Source organism: Actinosynnema pretiosum (assembly GCF_002354875.1).
Taxonomy (GTDB): Bacteria; Actinomycetota; Actinomycetes; order Mycobacteriales; family Pseudonocardiaceae; genus Actinosynnema; species Actinosynnema auranticum.
This window is the reverse complement of the sequence record NZ_CP023445.1, coordinates 7,011,875-7,025,782: the sequence shown is the minus strand read 5'-3', so window position 1 is coordinate 7,025,782 and position 13,908 is coordinate 7,011,875. Positions and strand designations below refer to the sequence as shown.

The following is a 13,908-nucleotide window of genomic DNA, read 5'->3' as shown; positions in this document are numbered from 1 at the left end:
CCGAGGGTCTTGTGCGCTGGCTCACACCCGTAGTCGCAGGCGGGGGCCGGTACCGTGGTGGCGCTGAGTTAACCAGTGTTCACTCGCGTGGAGGCCGTCGTGTCCCGTGGTTCCGTCATCGTCGCCGGCGCCCGCACCCCGATGGGGCGGCTGCTGGGTTCGCTCAAGGACTTCTCCGCCGCCCAGCTGGGCGGCGTCGCGATCAAGGCCGCGCTGGAGCGCGCGGGCGTCGCGCCCGAGCAGGTCCAGTACGTGATCATGGGCCAGGTGCTCACCGCGGGCGCGGGCCAGATCCCGGCCAGGCAGGCCGCGGTGAACGCGGGCATCCCGATGACCGTGCCCGCGCTGACGATCAACAAGGTGTGCCTGTCCGGCGTGGACGCCATCGCGCTCGCCGACCAGCTCATCCGCGCGGGCGAGTTCGACGTGGTCGTCGCGGGCGGCCAGGAGTCCATGACCCAGGCCCCGCACCTGCTCAAGGACTCGCGCGGCGGGTTCAAGTACGGCGACACCGCCCTCGTCGACCACATGGCCCACGACGGGCTGTTCTGCGCGTTCGACCAGGTCGCGATGGGCGTGTCCACCGAGAAGCACAACGCCCGCCACGGCGTGACCCGCGCCGAGCAGGACGAGTTCTCCGCCCGCTCGCACCGGCTCGCCGCCCGCGCCGCCGAGGCCGGGCTGTTCGCCGAGGAGATCGCGCCCGTCGCCGTCCCGCAGCGCAAGGGCGACCCGGTGCTGGTCAGCGCCGACGAGGGCGTGCGCGCCGACACCACCGCCGAGACGCTCGCGCGGCTGCGGCCCGCGTTCGCGACGGACGGCACCATCACGGCCGGGTCGGCCTCCCAGATCTCGGACGGCGCGGCGGCCGTCGTGGTCATGAGCAAGGACAAGGCCGAGGAGCTCGGGCTGGAGTGGCTGGCCGAGATCGGCGCGCACGGCGTGGTCGCCGGGCCCGACGCGAGCCTGCACGAGCAGCCGTCCAACGCGATCAAGGCGGCCTGCGCGAAGGAGGGCGTCGACCCCGCCGACCTGGACCTCGTGGAGATCAACGAGGCGTTCGCGGCGGTCGGGCTGGTGTCCACGCGCGAGCTGGGGATCAGCCCGGACAAGGTCAACGTCAACGGCGGGGCGATCGCGCTCGGCCACCCCATCGGCATGTCCGGGGCGCGGATCGCGCTGCACCTGGCGCTGGAGCTGCGCAGGCGCGGGGGCGGCGTGGGCGCGGCGGCGCTGTGCGGCGGCGGCGGGCAGGGCGACGCGCTGATCGTGCGGGTGCCGAAGAAGGGCTGAGCGGCGCGCGGCGGGGGTGTCCACCCGGACGTCCCCGCCGCGTGGCGGTGGTCACGGCCCGTGCGCGCGGGTGCGGGGAATGCTTCGGACTCCCGGCGGGACCGGTGCGGTTTCTGGGAGGCTGGCGGGCAGCAGACCCCCAGGAGGAACCCCGTGCACCCCGTGGTCATCGACGTCGGCACCAGGGACACCCGCAAGGCGCTCGTCGGGGGCGTCGTCGCGCTCGTGCTGGGCGTGCTGGCGCTGGTCGGCGCGGTGTCGGCGTACCGGGACGGCGAGTTCGGCGGGGGCACGATCGCGCTGGTCATCGGCGTGGTCCTCACCGGCATCGGGCTGCTGCCGATCATCACGTGGAAGAAGCTCAGCCGTCCGCGCAAGCTCGTCTTCGAGGCGCCGGGCGTGCGCTGGGACGACCCGCGGGGCGCGTCCTGGGCGGTCGGCTGGGGCGAGCTGGGCGCGGTGTCGGTCTCCCGCACCAAGGAGCCGATCGTGTCCCCGTCCAACCTCGTGCGCCGGACCATGGTGCGGCTCGACCTGTTCCCCGCCGACCCGGCCGGGTTCGCGGCCAGGCACCCGCAGCTGGCGCGGCTCGCGCTGCAGGACGGGCGGTACCGGCTGCCGCTGGGCGACTCGGCCGGGCTGATCCCGGTCATGGACGGCGCGCTGCGCCAGGCGGCGGGGCCGCGCTACCGGGGTGTGGTCGACGAGGGGTTCTCGGTCGGCCTGACCTGAGCCCGAGGCCCGAGCCCGGTCCCGAGGAGCCCCACCCGCCGGTCCGCCCGGTTCAGCCGGTCCGGCCAGTACAGCTAGTACAGCCAGTCCAGGAGGGAGCACCGTGCACCCGGTGGTCATCGACGTCGCAGGCCCGTCCACCCGCAAGGCGCTGATCGGCTCGGCCGTCGCGCTCGTGCTCGGCGTGCTCGGGCTGGTCGCCTTCTCCTCGACCGGCGGGCTCGCCCTGCTGGTCCTCGGGACCGCGCTCGTCGTGCTCGGCCTGCTGCCGCTGCTCTCCTGGAAGAAGCTCAGCCGCCCGCGCAAGCTCGTCGTGGAGGCGCAGGGCGTGCGCTGGGACGACCCGCAGGGCACGCCGTGGGCGGTCGCCTGGGGCGAGCTGGGCGCGGTGGCGGTGTCCCGGTCGGTGGACGGCGGGATGGCGCGCAAGAGCGCGCCCAGGACGTTCCTGCGGCTGGACCTGTTCCCCGGCGACCCCGGCTTCGCCGCGCGGCACCCGGAGATGGCGCACCTGCTGCGCCGCGAGGACGGCCGCTACCGGCTGCCGGTCGCGGACAGCTTCGCGGCGCTGCCGGTGCTGGACGGCGCGCTCCGCCAGGCCGCCGGGCCGCGCTACCGGGGCGTGGTCGACGAGCAGATCACCATCGGGCTCACCTGAGCCCAGGGGCCGCCGCCCGCGCGGCCAGGTGCGCCTCGTGCTGCGCGAGCGCCTTCGGCCACAGCACGTCCAGCTCCGCCACGTCGAGGACCAGCCCGAACACGTCGGCCAGCGCCGCCGCCCAGTCCCCGCGCGACTCCAGCACCAGGGTCCGGTCACCCCCGGCCGCGCGCCTGGTCAGGGTCAGCGCCCGCAGCAGGTCGATCCCGGTCGCGTCCACCCGCTGCGCGGTGAACGCCCGGACGAACGGCGAGTCCGGGGACGTCGACAGGTGGTGGTGCCGGGCCGCGAACGTGCCGGTGGTCGTCGGCTCGGACTCGACGTCCACGGCGTGGAAGCTGCCCCTCGGGTCGTGCGTGAACCGCCAACCCGGCACCAGCGGCGACTCGGCCAGCCCGAACGCGAGCACCTCTTGCCGGTGCTCGCCCGCGCGCAGCGGCAGCGGGTCGCGCAGGCCGTCGCCGAGGCCGGCGTCCACCAGCCAGCGGCCGTCCGGGCTGCTCGTGGACGGCAGCCCGGACACGATCAGCGCCAGGTGCGAGCGGTTCAGCTCCGGCGGCTCCCCGGCGCGCCCCTGGACGTGCCCGGCGTGCTCGCTCACCCGGTAGCCCAGCCCCCGCAGCAGTGCGGACAGCGCCCCGTTCAGGTGGAAGCAGTACCCGCCGCGCCCCCGGTCCACGATCCTGGCCGCCGTCTCCGCCGGGTCCACCGAGGTCGGGCGGCCCAGCTGGATCTCCGAGTTCTCGTACGGCACCCGCGCCACGAACGCCCGGTGCAGCCGGCGCAGCGCGTCCGCGCTCGGCGGCTCAGCCACCACGCGCAGTCGCCGCAGCAGCCCCGCGACGTCGACCAGCTCCATTCGCTATCCCCCAATCAGGTGAAACATCGGGTTGAGACGACGACAGGGGGTCTTATGCCCCTAGGCAGCTCCGCCCTCCGTGCCCGAACTTAGACACCCGGCACGGGGGGCGTGGTCGATCCGGGGGATGGATAAGAGGGTGCGATGCTGGACTCGGCTGGGTTGGAGGTGCTCCCGCACGAGGAGTGCATGCGGCTGCTCGCCACCCAGGGCCTCGGCAGGCTGGTGTACACCGCGAACGCCCTGCCCGTCGTCCACCCGGTGGTCTACGTCGTCGACCGGGGAGCGCTGCTGATGCGCGTCCCGAGGAGCAGCGCCGCGGCGGGGACCCGCGACAGCATCGTGGCGTTCGAGGTCGACCAGATCGCCGACGACCTGACGTCGGGCTGGTCCGTGCTGGTCATCGGGCACGTCACCGAGGTGGTGGACGACGACGCCCTGGAGCGGGCCCGCGCGCTGGAGCTGCCCAGCAGGGGCATCGAGGGCGGTGACCACTACCTGAGCATGGTCGTCGAGCTCATGACGGGTCGTCGCATTCCAGCGCCGTGACCGATAACCTCGACCCGGTGGGGGACCCGAACGCGACGCGATTAGAAGCGCTGGTCGGTCTGCTGACCGAGCGCTCCGCCGAGGTGGTCGACTCCCAGGAGCGGATGCGCAGGCTGCTGGGCGCGGTCGTGTCGCTGGCCAGCGACCTGTCGCTGCCCGACGTGCTGCGCAGGCTGGTCGAGTCCTCGTGCGACCTCGCGGGCGCCCGCTACGGCGCGCTCGCCGTCGTCGGACCGGACCGGAAGCTGCTGGAGTTCACCGTCGGCGAGGACGGCGCCGCGCGGCAGGCGGGCGCGCCCACCTCGTTCGACCCCGGCGACCCGGCGTTCCTCGGCGTGCCCGTGCGGGTGCGCGGCGAGGTGTTCGGCAACCTCTACCTGACCGACAAGATCGGCGGTGGCGGGTTCACCGAGCCCGACCGCGAGGTCGTCGAGGCCGTGGCCGCGGCGGCGGGCATCACGATCCAGAACGCCCGGCTCTACGAGGAGTCCCGGCAGCGCGAGGTGTGGCTGCGCGCGTCCAACGAGGTCACCAACGCGCTGCTCACCGGCACCCCGGACCGCGACGCGCTGCGCCTGGTCGCGGTGCGCGCCCGGCTCGCCGCCGACGCCGTCAGCGCCGCCATGGCCATGCCCGACGCGGACGGCGAGCTGCACGTGCGGGTGGAGGACGGCGCGCTGCGCGGGTTCACCGTGTCCCGCGAGGGCAGCGCGAGCCGCGAGGTGTTCACCACCGGCAGGCCCAAGGTGCTGGACGAGCTGCCCGGCCACGCCGGGCGCGCGGGCCCCGTGGTGATCGTGCCGCTCGCGGCGGGCGACCGGGTGCTCGGCGTGCTGCTCGTGGTCAGGGGGCCGGAGCGCAGCACGTTCGACCGGGGCGACGTGGCGCTCGTGGAGTCGTTCGCCCGGCAGGCGGCGCTGATCCTGGAGTTCACCAAGGCGCAGGGCGCCGGGCGGCGCATCGCGGTGCTGGAGGACCGCGACCGCATCGCCCGCGACCTGCACGACCTGGTGGTGCAGCGGCTGTTCGGGCTGGGGCTGGGCCTGCAGGGGCTGAACGGGCTGATCGAGCAGCCGGTGGTCGCGGAGCGGCTGGGGGAGTTCGTCAGCGAGGTCGACCAGACCATCAGGGAGATCCGGCGCACGATCTTCTCGCTCCAGGAGCCGTCCGGGGTGTCCAGCCTGCGCTCGCAGGTGCTGGCGGCGGTGCAGGAGTCGGTGCGGATGCTCGGGTTCGAGCCGGAGCTGGTGGTGGAGGGCGCGATCGACTCGCTGGTCCCGGACGAGGTCCGACCGGACCTGCTGGCGACGTTGCGGGAGGCGCTGGCGAACGCGGCCAGGCACTCCGGGGCCAGGCGGGTGGGGGTCCGGCTCTCCGTGGACGGCGCGGCGACCGCGGTGCGGCTGGTGGTGTCCGATGACGGCAAGGGCCTGCCGGGCGCCGGGGGGCGGCACATCGGCGGCCTGGTGAACATGCGGGCGCGCGCCGAGCGGTGGGACGGGGTGTGCGAGGTGGAGAGCGAGGAGGGGATGGGGGTGGTGATCCGGTGGTCGGTTCCGCTGGTGGCCGCCTAGCCCTCGAGGTGCGGACGACGTGGGGAGTGCTCGCGGGATGACCATCTCGGTGCTGCTGGTGGACGATCACGAGATCGTCAGGCGCGGGTTGTTGCAGCTGTTGCAGGTGGAGCCGGACATCTCGGTCGTCGGCGAGGCCGGGACGGCGGCGGACGCGGTCGCCGCGGCGGCGGAGCTGAAGCCGGACGTGGCCGTGATCGACGTGCGACTGCCCGACGGTTCGGGGGTGGGGGTGTGCCGGGACATCAGGTCCGGGAACCAGCCGCCGCCCGCCTGCCTGATGCTGACGTCGTACGACGACGACGAGGCGCTGTTCGGGGCGATCATGGCCGGGGCGGCCGGGTACATGCTCAAGCAGGTGTCGGGGAACGACCTGGTGTCGGCGATCCGGACGCTCGCGTCGGGCGGCTCGCTGCTGCACGCCGGGGTGACCGCGACGGTGCTGCAACGCCTGCGGGGCGGACCGGTGGAGGACCCCCGGTACGCGTCGCTGAGCCCGCAGGAGCGGCGCATCCTGGACCTGATCGCGGAGGGGCTGACCAACCGGCAGATCGCGGGCAGGCTGTTCCTCGCGGAGAAGACGGTCAAGAACTACGTGTCGTCGCTGCTGCACAAGCTCGGTTTCGACCGGAGGACGGAAGCCGGGGTCTACGCGGCCAAGCGGAGGCAGGCGGGCGGGTACCAGCACTACTAGGGGCTTGTCCTGGGTTTGCACGGACCACCGCACTGCCTGCTGCCACCGGTGCTCGCCGAGGACTCCGGGGGCTGTGTGCGAGCGAGGCGAGCCACAGCCCTCCCAATCCCGCGTCCCTCTTTCCCGTTTGGCCTGGCGAAGCCCCGGCCAAACGGGAAAGAGGGACGCGGGAGCAGTGCTGTGGGCTCGCTGCGCTCGCTCCACAGCCCGCTTACAGCGGGAATCCGATCAGCGGGGACAGTGCGGTGGTCGTCGCGGCCGGGGCGTTCGGGGTGGGCATCGGTGTTCCTGGGCAGGTCAGGTCGCGTTGTGGGAGCTTGCCGTCCACCAGGAAGTCCTCCACCGCGCGGTCCACGCACGGGTTGTTCGCCACCGCGTACATGCCGTGGTCGCCCTCGTCCAGGACGGTCAGCATCCGGGAGCCCTTGAGGGCTTTGTGGGACCTGCGGGCGCCTTCGACGGGGGTTGCCGGGTCGCGCTCGGATTGGACCAGCAGGAGTGGGGGCGCGCCTTCACCGGTCGGGGTCGGCAGGGTGAGGGGTGGGCGGTTCCAGAAGGCGCAGGGGGCGAGCAGTTGGTGGTAGCCGAAGAACGGGTAGCGGGAACCGGTGCGCTCGGCGTCTCGCGCCAGGGCTGCGCGTCCGCCGTGGAACGGGGTGTCGTTGCAGGCCACGGCGAACAGGGTCGCGTTCTCCGCGTCCGGGTAGCGGTTGGCCAGCGCGGTCAGGGTGGGGAATCCGGGGGTGGCGCGGTGCGGGCCTGAGGTCTCCGCAGGCTCGGGGGGCGCCACGCCCAAGTGGCGGGCCAGGTCGGCCAGGTCCGGGGTGACCAGGGGGAACAGGAGCTTGCGGTACTGGGTCCGGAACGCGGTCTGGTCGAAGGCGATCGCGTCCAAGGGGGTTCCGTCCGGGAGGGTGAGGGGGGCCTCGGCCAGCTTCGCGCGCACGGCCTCGTAGACCCGCCGCACCTCCTCCGGGGTTCGGCCGAGGCCGTAGGTGTCGTGGTGCTCCGCGACCCACGGCAGGTAGTCCACGTCGAAGCGGCGTTGGAATGCCTGGGCGAAGTAGTCGTGGAACATGGTCTGGAACCTGGCCGTGAGGTCGGCGTTCGAGTCGAGCGTGAAACGGCCCACGCGCCTCGGGAAGAGGGTCGCGTAGTGCGCGCCCAGCCAGGTCCCGCTGGAGTAGCCGACCCAGTCGACGAGGTCCCTGCCCAGCAGGTGGCGCAGGAGGTCGAGGTCGCGGGTGGTCTGCTCGGTGTTGACCACGCGGTGCAGGTCGCCGGAGAGGGTTTGGCAGGTCCGGGCCTGGAGCTCTGCGGCGTCGTAGAGGCGCCTCACGTTCGCGCGGCTGCGGTCGCGGGGGTCGGCGACCAGGCGCCAGTCCAGGTTTCCGCAGGTCAGGTTGGTGCTCGCGCCTGCGCCGCGCACGTCGAAGCCGATCAGCTCGGCGGAGTCGACCAGGCGCGGCCTGCCCTGGAGCATCAAGGGGGTGAACCTGCCCTGACCGCCGGGGCCGCCGGGGTTGGTGAGCACGCTGCGGCGCGCGTGGTCGTTGCGGAGCCTGCTCACCGCGATGGTGATGGTCCGCGAGTCCCTGGGGGCGGTCCAGTCGCGCGGGGTGCGGTAGGCGCCGCACTCCAGACCGGCCAGGTCCGGTTCCGCGCACGGCGTCCAGTCGATCCGCTGCCGCAGCAGGTGCTCGGCCACGGGCCTGCCACCCGCCTGCGTGCCCGCCTCCGCTGCGCCGGTCGGGGCTGCGGAGGCGGGCACGGGTAACAGCGGGGTGGTGAGCAGCGCGGTCAGCACCGCGATGAGCGTTGTGCGCATGTGCTCCCCCTTCGAGGTTCGTCCGCCGCCCACTTCAACGCACGGTGTCCGAACGGCACAAGGGAGTCACCCGTGGGCACAGGTGCTGAGCCGGAACGGCCTCAGCGGTGGTACCGGGGGGTGAGCGTCACAGGGGGAACGTGAAGGCCAGCCTGACCGGGGGCGCGGCCTCCGCGGTGAGCGGCTCGGGCAGCGGCATCCCCCGGCAGGTCAGGTCGCGCTCCGGCACGACGCCGTCGACCAGGAACGCCTCCACCACGTCGTCCACGCACGCGTTGCCGCCCGCGTACAGGCCGTGGTCGCCCTCGTCGAGAACGGTCAGCAGCCGCGAGCCCGCGAACGCCCGGTGCGCCCGCACCGCGCCCTCGACCGGGGTCGCCGGGTCGCGCTCGGACTGCACCATCAGCACCGGCGGCACGCCCCGGCCGGTCGGGGTGGGCAGCGCGATCGCCGGGCGGTTCCAGAAGGCGCACGGGGCGACGGGCTGGTAGTAGCCGAAGAACGGGTAGCGGGCGCCGGCGCGCTCCGCCTCCCCGGCCAGGGACCTGCGGTCGCCGGGGAACGGGGTGTCGTTGCAGGCGATCGCGTGCAGGGTCGCGTTCGCCGCGTCCGGGTGGCGCACCGGGGTCGCCGCCAGCGCCGCCGTCGCGCGCGACGCCGTCACGGGCCCGGTGGCCTCGGCGCCGCCCACCACGCCCAGCGCGTGCGCCAGGTGGGACAGCAGCGGCGTGAGCTGGGGGAACAGCTCCTTCAGGTACTGGGTCTGGGCGAACAGCAGGTCGAACAGGATCTCGGTGACGACCGTGCCGTCCTCCAGCGCGAACGGCTCGGCCTTCACCGCCGCGCGCACGGCCTCGTAGACCCGCAGCACCTCCTGCGGGGCCCTGCCGAGGCGGTAGTGGGCGTCGTGCTTCGCGACCCACGGCAGGTAGTCGACCTCGAACCGGCGTTGGAAACCGGGGCCGAAGGAGTCGTTGAGGATCTTCTTCCAGGGGGCGGTGAAGTCCGCGTTCGAGTCGAGCACGAACCGGCCGACCCGCTTCGGGAAGAACGTCGCGTAGTAGGCGCCGATCCACGTCCCGCCCGAGTAGCCCACCCAGTCCGCCTGGGGGCGGCCGAGCAGGTGGCGCAGCAGGTCCAGGTCCCGCACGGTCTGCTCGGTGGTCACCACCCGGCCGAGGTCACCCGACCTGGACTGGCACGCGCGGGCCTGGAGCTGCGCCGCGTCGTACAGCAGGTCGGTGTTCGCCCGGCTGCGGTCGCGCGGGTCGGCGATCGTCGTCCAGTCGAGGTTCCCGCAGGTCAGGTTCGTGCTGGCACCCGTGCCGCGCACGTCGACCCCGATGACCTCGGTGCTCGCCAGCAGCCGCTGGCGGGAGGCGAACCGCAGCGGCAGCCACCGGCCGGGGGCGCCGGGGCCGCCGGGGTTGGTCAGCAGGCTCCTGGTGACCCCCTCCGCCGTCCGCAGCCTGCTGACCGCGATTGTCACCACCCGCTGGTCGCCGAGGGCGTTCCAGTCGTGCGGCGCGCGGTAGCTGCCGCACTCCAACCCCGGCAGGTCCGGCTCGGCGCACGGGGCCCACCCGATCCGCTGGGTCAGGAACCGCTCCGCGATCGGCCTGCCACCCGCGACCTGCCCGGTCTGCTCAGGCTGCCCGGTCTGCTCCACCCGCTCGGCGACCGCCCGCGCGGGTAACAGCGAGCCCGCGAGCAGCACCGGGAGCGCGGCGATGAGCGCTCTGCGCATGTCTCCCCCTTCCGTCGTGCCTCCGCGCCCAACCTCAGCGCACGGTGCCGCACGTCACAAGGCGTCACCCCGTGAGCAGTGGTGCTGACACGACCCCGCCACAGGTCAGTAATCTCGCCGATGTGGGAGTTTTCCGGAGGAGGCGACCGGCGGCGGTCGCCCGCGAGGTGGTGCGCGACCACACCTACGACGACGCGATCCTGGACATCGCCGCCGAGGAGATGGACGCGGGGCACCTCAGAGCCGCCACCACCGTTCTCGCCGAGTGCCGGGAGGACCCCGAGGTCAGGGCGCTGCGCGTCGAGGTGCTGGGCGAGCACGCCATAGGGCACGCCGACGAGCTGCTCGAACTGGCCAAGTCCAACGAGGACCCCGACCTGTGGCTGCTGGCGGGCACCGCCTTCATCCGCGAGGCGTGGGCGGTGCGGGGGACCGGGCGGGCCGACTCGGTGGGCAAGGACCGGTTCAAGGTCTTCTTCGCGACGCTGCGCAAGTCGGTCGCCCCGCTGCACGAGGCGGCCAAGCTGCTGCCGGGGGACGCGGTGCCGTGGGCGCAGCTCCAGGTGGCCGGGCTCGGCCTGCAGGTCGACCGGGAGCAGAAGGACGAGGTGTGGCGGGAGGTCGTCGCCCGCTGCCCCACGCTCTACCCGGCGCACTGGACCCGGTTGCAGACGCTGGCCGCCAAGTGGGGCGGCTCGGCCGAGGAGATGATGGCGTTCGCGCAGGGCAGCGTGGACGCCGCGCCCACCGGCAACCCGGTGGTGGCGATGCTGCCGCTCGCGCACTTCGAGGTGTTCCTGGAGAAGTTCGAGGAGGCCGTCGGGGACCGCAGCGCGCTGCGCATCGCGTCCCTGAAGCTGCGCTACTTCGGGCGGGTGCGCGAGGAGCTGGCGGCGGCGGCCGACCGGTGGACCTCCGCCGACGCGCAGACCCTGCCGCAGCTCCAGCCGCACCCCAGGGCGCTGCAGGCGCACAACCTGTTCGCGGCGGCGTTCGCGCTGGCCGAGGACGCGCCCCGCGCGAAGCGTCACCTGATCGGGATGCGCGACCACGTGCACGACGTGCCGTGGGCGTACGTGGCGTACCTGGCCGACGACCTGGAGCGCGAGTACTCCGAGCTGGCCAACAAGTACCTGTGACGGGCGGGGGCGGGGAAGCGCGAGCCTCCCCGCCCCCGTCGTGGACCGCGCGTCAGCACTCCTGCTTGTAGAAGTACTCCGACTTCGACTCCATGTCGGCCTTGGTCAGCGCGACCAGGTCGGTCTCGGTGGTCCGCTGGACCTCCTTGCCCTCGATCGCGGCGACCGCGTGCTCGACCCCGGTCTTCCCGATCGTGGCCGGGTCCTGGGCGATCAGCGCCTGCACCACCCCGCCGCGCAGGTCCTCCACCTGCTTGGGGCTGGCGTCGAACCCGATCAGGTTCACCGCGCCGGTCTTGCCCGCGTTGCGCAGCCCGGTCGCCGCGCCCTCGCCGGTGTTCAGGTTCGTGGCGAACACGCCGATCAGGTCCGGGTAGGCCGCCAGGGTCGCGGTCACCTTCGACGCGGCCTGGTCCGGCTCGTTGTCGGTGTACTGCTGGCCCGCGTACTTCAGGTTCGGGTGCCTGGCCAGCTCGGTCTCGAAGCCCCTCGCGCGGGCGTCCGTGGTGCTCGTCCCGGCCTTGGTGTTGAGCACCAGCACCGAACCGGTCCGGTCGCCCACCAGCTCGGCCAGGGTCCGCGCGGCCAGCGCGCCGCCCTGCTCGTTGTCCGACGACACCGACGACACCGCGACCGAGGTGTCCACCAGCGCGGTGTCCACCTCCACGACCTTCACGCCCGCGTCCTTGAGCGACTTCATCGGACCGGCCAGCGCGGTGTCGTCCGTCGGCGAGATCAGCACCGCGCCCGGCTTGTTCGCCAGCACGCCGCTGACGATCGGGATCTGCTGGTTCGAGTCGAACTTCGACGGCGCCTGCACGTCGACCTGGTAGCCCGCCGCCTGCGCCGCCTCGCGGAAGCCGCACTCCATGGAGATGTAGAACGGCTCGGCGGTCACGCCGGGGATCAGCACCATCTTCTTGGCGTCCACGTCACCGCCGGAGTCGCCGATCTGCCCGCCACCGCCGCACCCCGCCAGCAGCAGCACCGCCGTCGCACCGAGAACCGCTGTCCTCATCGACATGTCCCCTCCCTGACTCAGCTAGCGCCGGTTCCTGGCCCTTCGCCGCGACTGGTCGAACCACACGGCGGCCACCAGCACCACGGCCACGGCGATCGGCTGCCAGTACACGTTCACGCCCACGATCACGAAGCCCTTGCGCAGCACCGCCGGGATGAACACGCCCAGCACCGTGCCGACGACCGAGCCGACCCCGCCGAACAGGCTGGTGCCGCCCAGGACCACGCCCGCGATCGCGTTGAGGTTGTCGGTGTCGTGGCCGGTGATGGACGCGACCCGGAAGTAGGCCAGCGCCATGAACCCGGCGAGCCCGGCCAGCACGCCCGCCAGCAGGTACACCTTCACCAGGTGCCCGGACACCGACACGCCCGCCCGCCGCACGGCCTCCGCGTTCGAGCCGATCGCGTGGGTGTGCCTGCCGAAGCGGGTCGTGGACAGCAGCAGCGCGCCCACCGCCGTCACCGCCGCCGCGAGCAGCACCAGGTTGGGCACGCCGAACCAGGTCCCGGTGCCGAGGCCGTCCGCCAGCACGTCCGGGACGCCGCTGACGTTCGACCCGTCGGACAGCAGCTGGCCCGCGCCGAGCGCCGCGCCGAACGAGCCCAGCGTCACGATCAGCGGCGGGATGCCCGCCCGCGCGATCAGCAGGCCGTTCAGCAGGCCCCACGCCGCGCCGCTCGCCAGCGCCACGGCCAGTCCCAAGAGGACGGTGCCCCAGCCCGCGCCGGTGGCGTCGCCGCCGCTGACCGCGTTCATCGCCATCGCCGCCGTGACGCCGGAGAACACCAGCACCGAGCCGACCGACAGGTCGATCCCGGCGGTGATGATCACGAACGTCATGCCGACCGACAGCACCAGCAGGACCGAGGTCTCCACCAGCGTGGTCTGGAGCGTGAACGCGGTCAGCACCGCGTCCGGGCGCAGCGCGCCGAACACCGCGACCAGGACCAGCAGCACCAGGCCGATCCACAGCGTGTTGGAGGTGGCGAGCCCGCGCTCGGGGGTGCTCCTCGGCTGGGCGTCCGGCTCCAGCGGGGCCTTCTCCCCGGCGGTCACGACTCCTCCTGGTGCAGCGCGCCGGTCATCGCCCCGACCAGTTCCTCCACGGTCGCGTCGGCGGTCCGGAAGCGGGCCACCCTGCGGCCCAGCCGCAGCACCTCGACCCGGTCGGCCACCGCCAGCACCTCGGGCATGTTGTGGCTGATCAGCACCACCGCGATGCCCTGGTCGCGGACCCGCCGCACCACGTCCAGCACCTTCTCGCGCTGCACCACGCCCAGCGCCGCCGTCGGCTCGTCCATGAACACGAGCCTGCTGGCCCACACCACCGAGCGGGCCACCGCCACGCTCTGCCGCTGCCCGCCGGACAGCGACCCGATCGGCACGTCCACGCTCTGCAGCGACACGCCCAGCTCCGCGAACGAGGCCTGGGCGCGCCGCCGCATCTCCTTCTTGTCCAGCACGCCGAGCTTCCCCAGCAGGCCCGGCTTGCGCAGCTCCCGGCCCAGGTACAGGTTCGCGGCCGGATCGAGGTCCGGCGCGACCGCCAGGTCCTGGTAGACCGTCTCGACGCCCAGGGCGCGGGCCGCCGTCGGGGAGGGCAGGGACACCGGGTTCCCGTCGAACGAGATCGTCCCGGCGTCCGGCCGCTCCACCCCCGACAGGCACTTCACCAGCGTCGACTTGCCCGCGCCGTTGTCGCCGATCAGCGCGACGACCTCACCGGCCTCGGCCGTGAAGCTCGCGCCCCGCAGGGCTTCGACGCCGCCGTAGCTCTTGACCAGGTCCTTCGCTTCTAACAGGGGTAAGCCCAC

The 13,908-nt window shown here is 73.3% G+C and carries 13 protein-coding genes; 7 read left to right on the top strand and 6 right to left on the bottom strand.

Translation table 11 applies throughout. The features are described 5' to 3' along the window. Positions 1 to 99 precede the first annotated feature (99 nt). The 3 genes from CNX65_RS30030 to CNX65_RS30020 all read left to right on the top strand — a co-directional run bounded on the left by CNX65_RS30030 (position 100) and on the right by CNX65_RS30020 (position 2,683). Positions 100 to 1,293, top strand: coding sequence for an acetyl-CoA C-acetyltransferase (locus CNX65_RS30030; protein ID WP_096498075.1), 1,194 nt, complete (start codon positions 100 to 102; stop codon positions 1,291 to 1,293). A gap of 153 nt (positions 1,294 to 1,446) precedes the next feature. Further along, on the top strand, positions 1,447 to 2,025 hold the full coding sequence (locus tag CNX65_RS30025) for a hypothetical protein (RefSeq protein WP_096496747.1): 579 nt from the start codon (positions 1,447 to 1,449) through the stop codon (positions 2,023 to 2,025). A 112-nt stretch (positions 2,026 to 2,137) separates the two neighbouring features. Beyond that, positions 2,138 to 2,683 carry a hypothetical protein gene (locus CNX65_RS30020; protein WP_232520067.1) on the top strand — a complete coding sequence of 182 codons (546 nt, stop codon included), beginning with the start codon at positions 2,138 to 2,140 and terminating at the stop codon, positions 2,681 to 2,683. Here the strand turns inward: CNX65_RS30020 and CNX65_RS30015 are convergent. Next, the gene (locus CNX65_RS30015; protein ID WP_096496745.1) at positions 2,676 to 3,542 is read right to left on the bottom strand and encodes an arylamine N-acetyltransferase family protein; all 867 of its coding nucleotides are present in this window, start codon (positions 3,540 to 3,542) and stop codon (positions 2,676 to 2,678) included. The genes CNX65_RS30020 and CNX65_RS30015 overlap by 8 nt on opposite strands. A gap of 144 nt (positions 3,543 to 3,686) precedes the next feature. Here CNX65_RS30015 and CNX65_RS30010 point away from each other — a divergent pair, with 144 nt between their 5' ends. Genes CNX65_RS30010 through CNX65_RS30000 form a run of 3 tightly spaced genes read left to right on the top strand, consistent with a single transcriptional unit; the run spans position 3,687 to position 6,359 of the window. Then, positions 3,687 to 4,091 carry a pyridoxamine 5'-phosphate oxidase family protein gene (locus tag CNX65_RS30010; protein ID WP_096496744.1) on the top strand — a complete coding sequence of 135 codons (405 nt, stop codon included), beginning with the start codon at positions 3,687 to 3,689 and terminating at the stop codon, positions 4,089 to 4,091. Between the two features lie 17 nt (positions 4,092 to 4,108). Next, a complete protein-coding gene (locus CNX65_RS30005; protein ID WP_232520066.1) occupies positions 4,109 to 5,665 on the top strand; it encodes a GAF domain-containing protein in 1,557 nt (518 codons plus the stop codon). A 37-nt stretch (positions 5,666 to 5,702) separates the two neighbouring features. Continuing rightward, entirely contained in the window at positions 5,703 to 6,359 is a 657-nt protein-coding gene (locus CNX65_RS30000) for a response regulator (RefSeq protein ID WP_015804789.1), read from the top strand. Positions 6,360 to 6,570: 211 nt separating this feature from the next. On the opposite strand, the gene CNX65_RS29995 is transcribed toward CNX65_RS30000, so the two are convergent. Both CNX65_RS29995 and CNX65_RS29990 read right to left on the bottom strand, forming a co-directional pair. Further along, entirely contained in the window at positions 6,571 to 8,187 is a 1,617-nt protein-coding gene (locus CNX65_RS29995; protein WP_096496742.1) for an alpha/beta hydrolase, read from the bottom strand. A 127-nt stretch (positions 8,188 to 8,314) separates the two neighbouring features. Then, entirely contained in the window at positions 8,315 to 9,934 is a 1,620-nt protein-coding gene (locus CNX65_RS29990; RefSeq protein WP_096496741.1) for an alpha/beta hydrolase, read from the bottom strand. Between the two features lie 122 nt (positions 9,935 to 10,056). On the opposite strand from CNX65_RS29990, the gene CNX65_RS29985 reads away from it, so the two are divergent. Beyond that, entirely contained in the window at positions 10,057 to 11,073 is a 1,017-nt protein-coding gene (locus CNX65_RS29985) for a hypothetical protein (RefSeq protein ID WP_118947791.1), read from the top strand. Positions 11,074 to 11,125: 52 nt separating this feature from the next. On the opposite strand, the gene CNX65_RS29980 is transcribed toward CNX65_RS29985, so the two are convergent. The 3 genes from CNX65_RS29980 to CNX65_RS29970 are packed head-to-tail and all read right to left on the bottom strand — an operon-like array spanning position 11,126 to position 13,908. Then, entirely contained in the window at positions 11,126 to 12,097 is a 972-nt protein-coding gene (locus CNX65_RS29980; protein ID WP_177154441.1) for an ABC transporter substrate-binding protein, read from the bottom strand. An 18-nt stretch (positions 12,098 to 12,115) separates the two neighbouring features. Then, positions 12,116 to 13,150: an ABC transporter permease gene (locus tag CNX65_RS29975; RefSeq protein WP_096496740.1), complete on the bottom strand. Its 1,035-nt coding sequence runs from the start codon at positions 13,148 to 13,150 to the stop codon at positions 12,116 to 12,118. Further along, positions 13,147 to 13,908, bottom strand: a complete 762-nt coding sequence (locus CNX65_RS29970; protein WP_096496739.1) for an ATP-binding cassette domain-containing protein — start codon at positions 13,906 to 13,908, stop codon at positions 13,147 to 13,149. The genes CNX65_RS29975 and CNX65_RS29970 overlap by 4 nt, the downstream gene beginning before the upstream one ends.

Excerpts from the sequence above, each read along its gene's own strand:
- CNX65_RS30000 (WP_015804789.1), top strand. The coding sequence starts at position 5,703 with ATGACCATCTCGGTGCTGCTGGTGGACGATCACGAGATCGTCAGGCGC.
- CNX65_RS29990 (WP_096496741.1), bottom strand. The coding sequence starts at position 9,934 with ATGCGCAGAGCGCTCATCGCCGCGCTCCCGGTGCTGCTCGCGGGCTCG.
- CNX65_RS29980 (WP_177154441.1), bottom strand. The coding sequence starts at position 12,097 with ATGTCGATGAGGACAGCGGTTCTCGGTGCGACGGCGGTGCTGCTGCTG.
- CNX65_RS29995 (WP_096496742.1), bottom strand. The coding sequence starts at position 8,187 with ATGCGCACAACGCTCATCGCGGTGCTGACCGCGCTGCTCACCACCCCG.
- CNX65_RS30010 (WP_096496744.1), top strand. The coding sequence starts at position 3,687 with ATGCTGGACTCGGCTGGGTTGGAGGTGCTCCCGCACGAGGAGTGCATG.
- CNX65_RS30015 (WP_096496745.1), bottom strand. The coding sequence starts at position 3,542 with ATGGAGCTGGTCGACGTCGCGGGGCTGCTGCGGCGACTGCGCGTGGTG.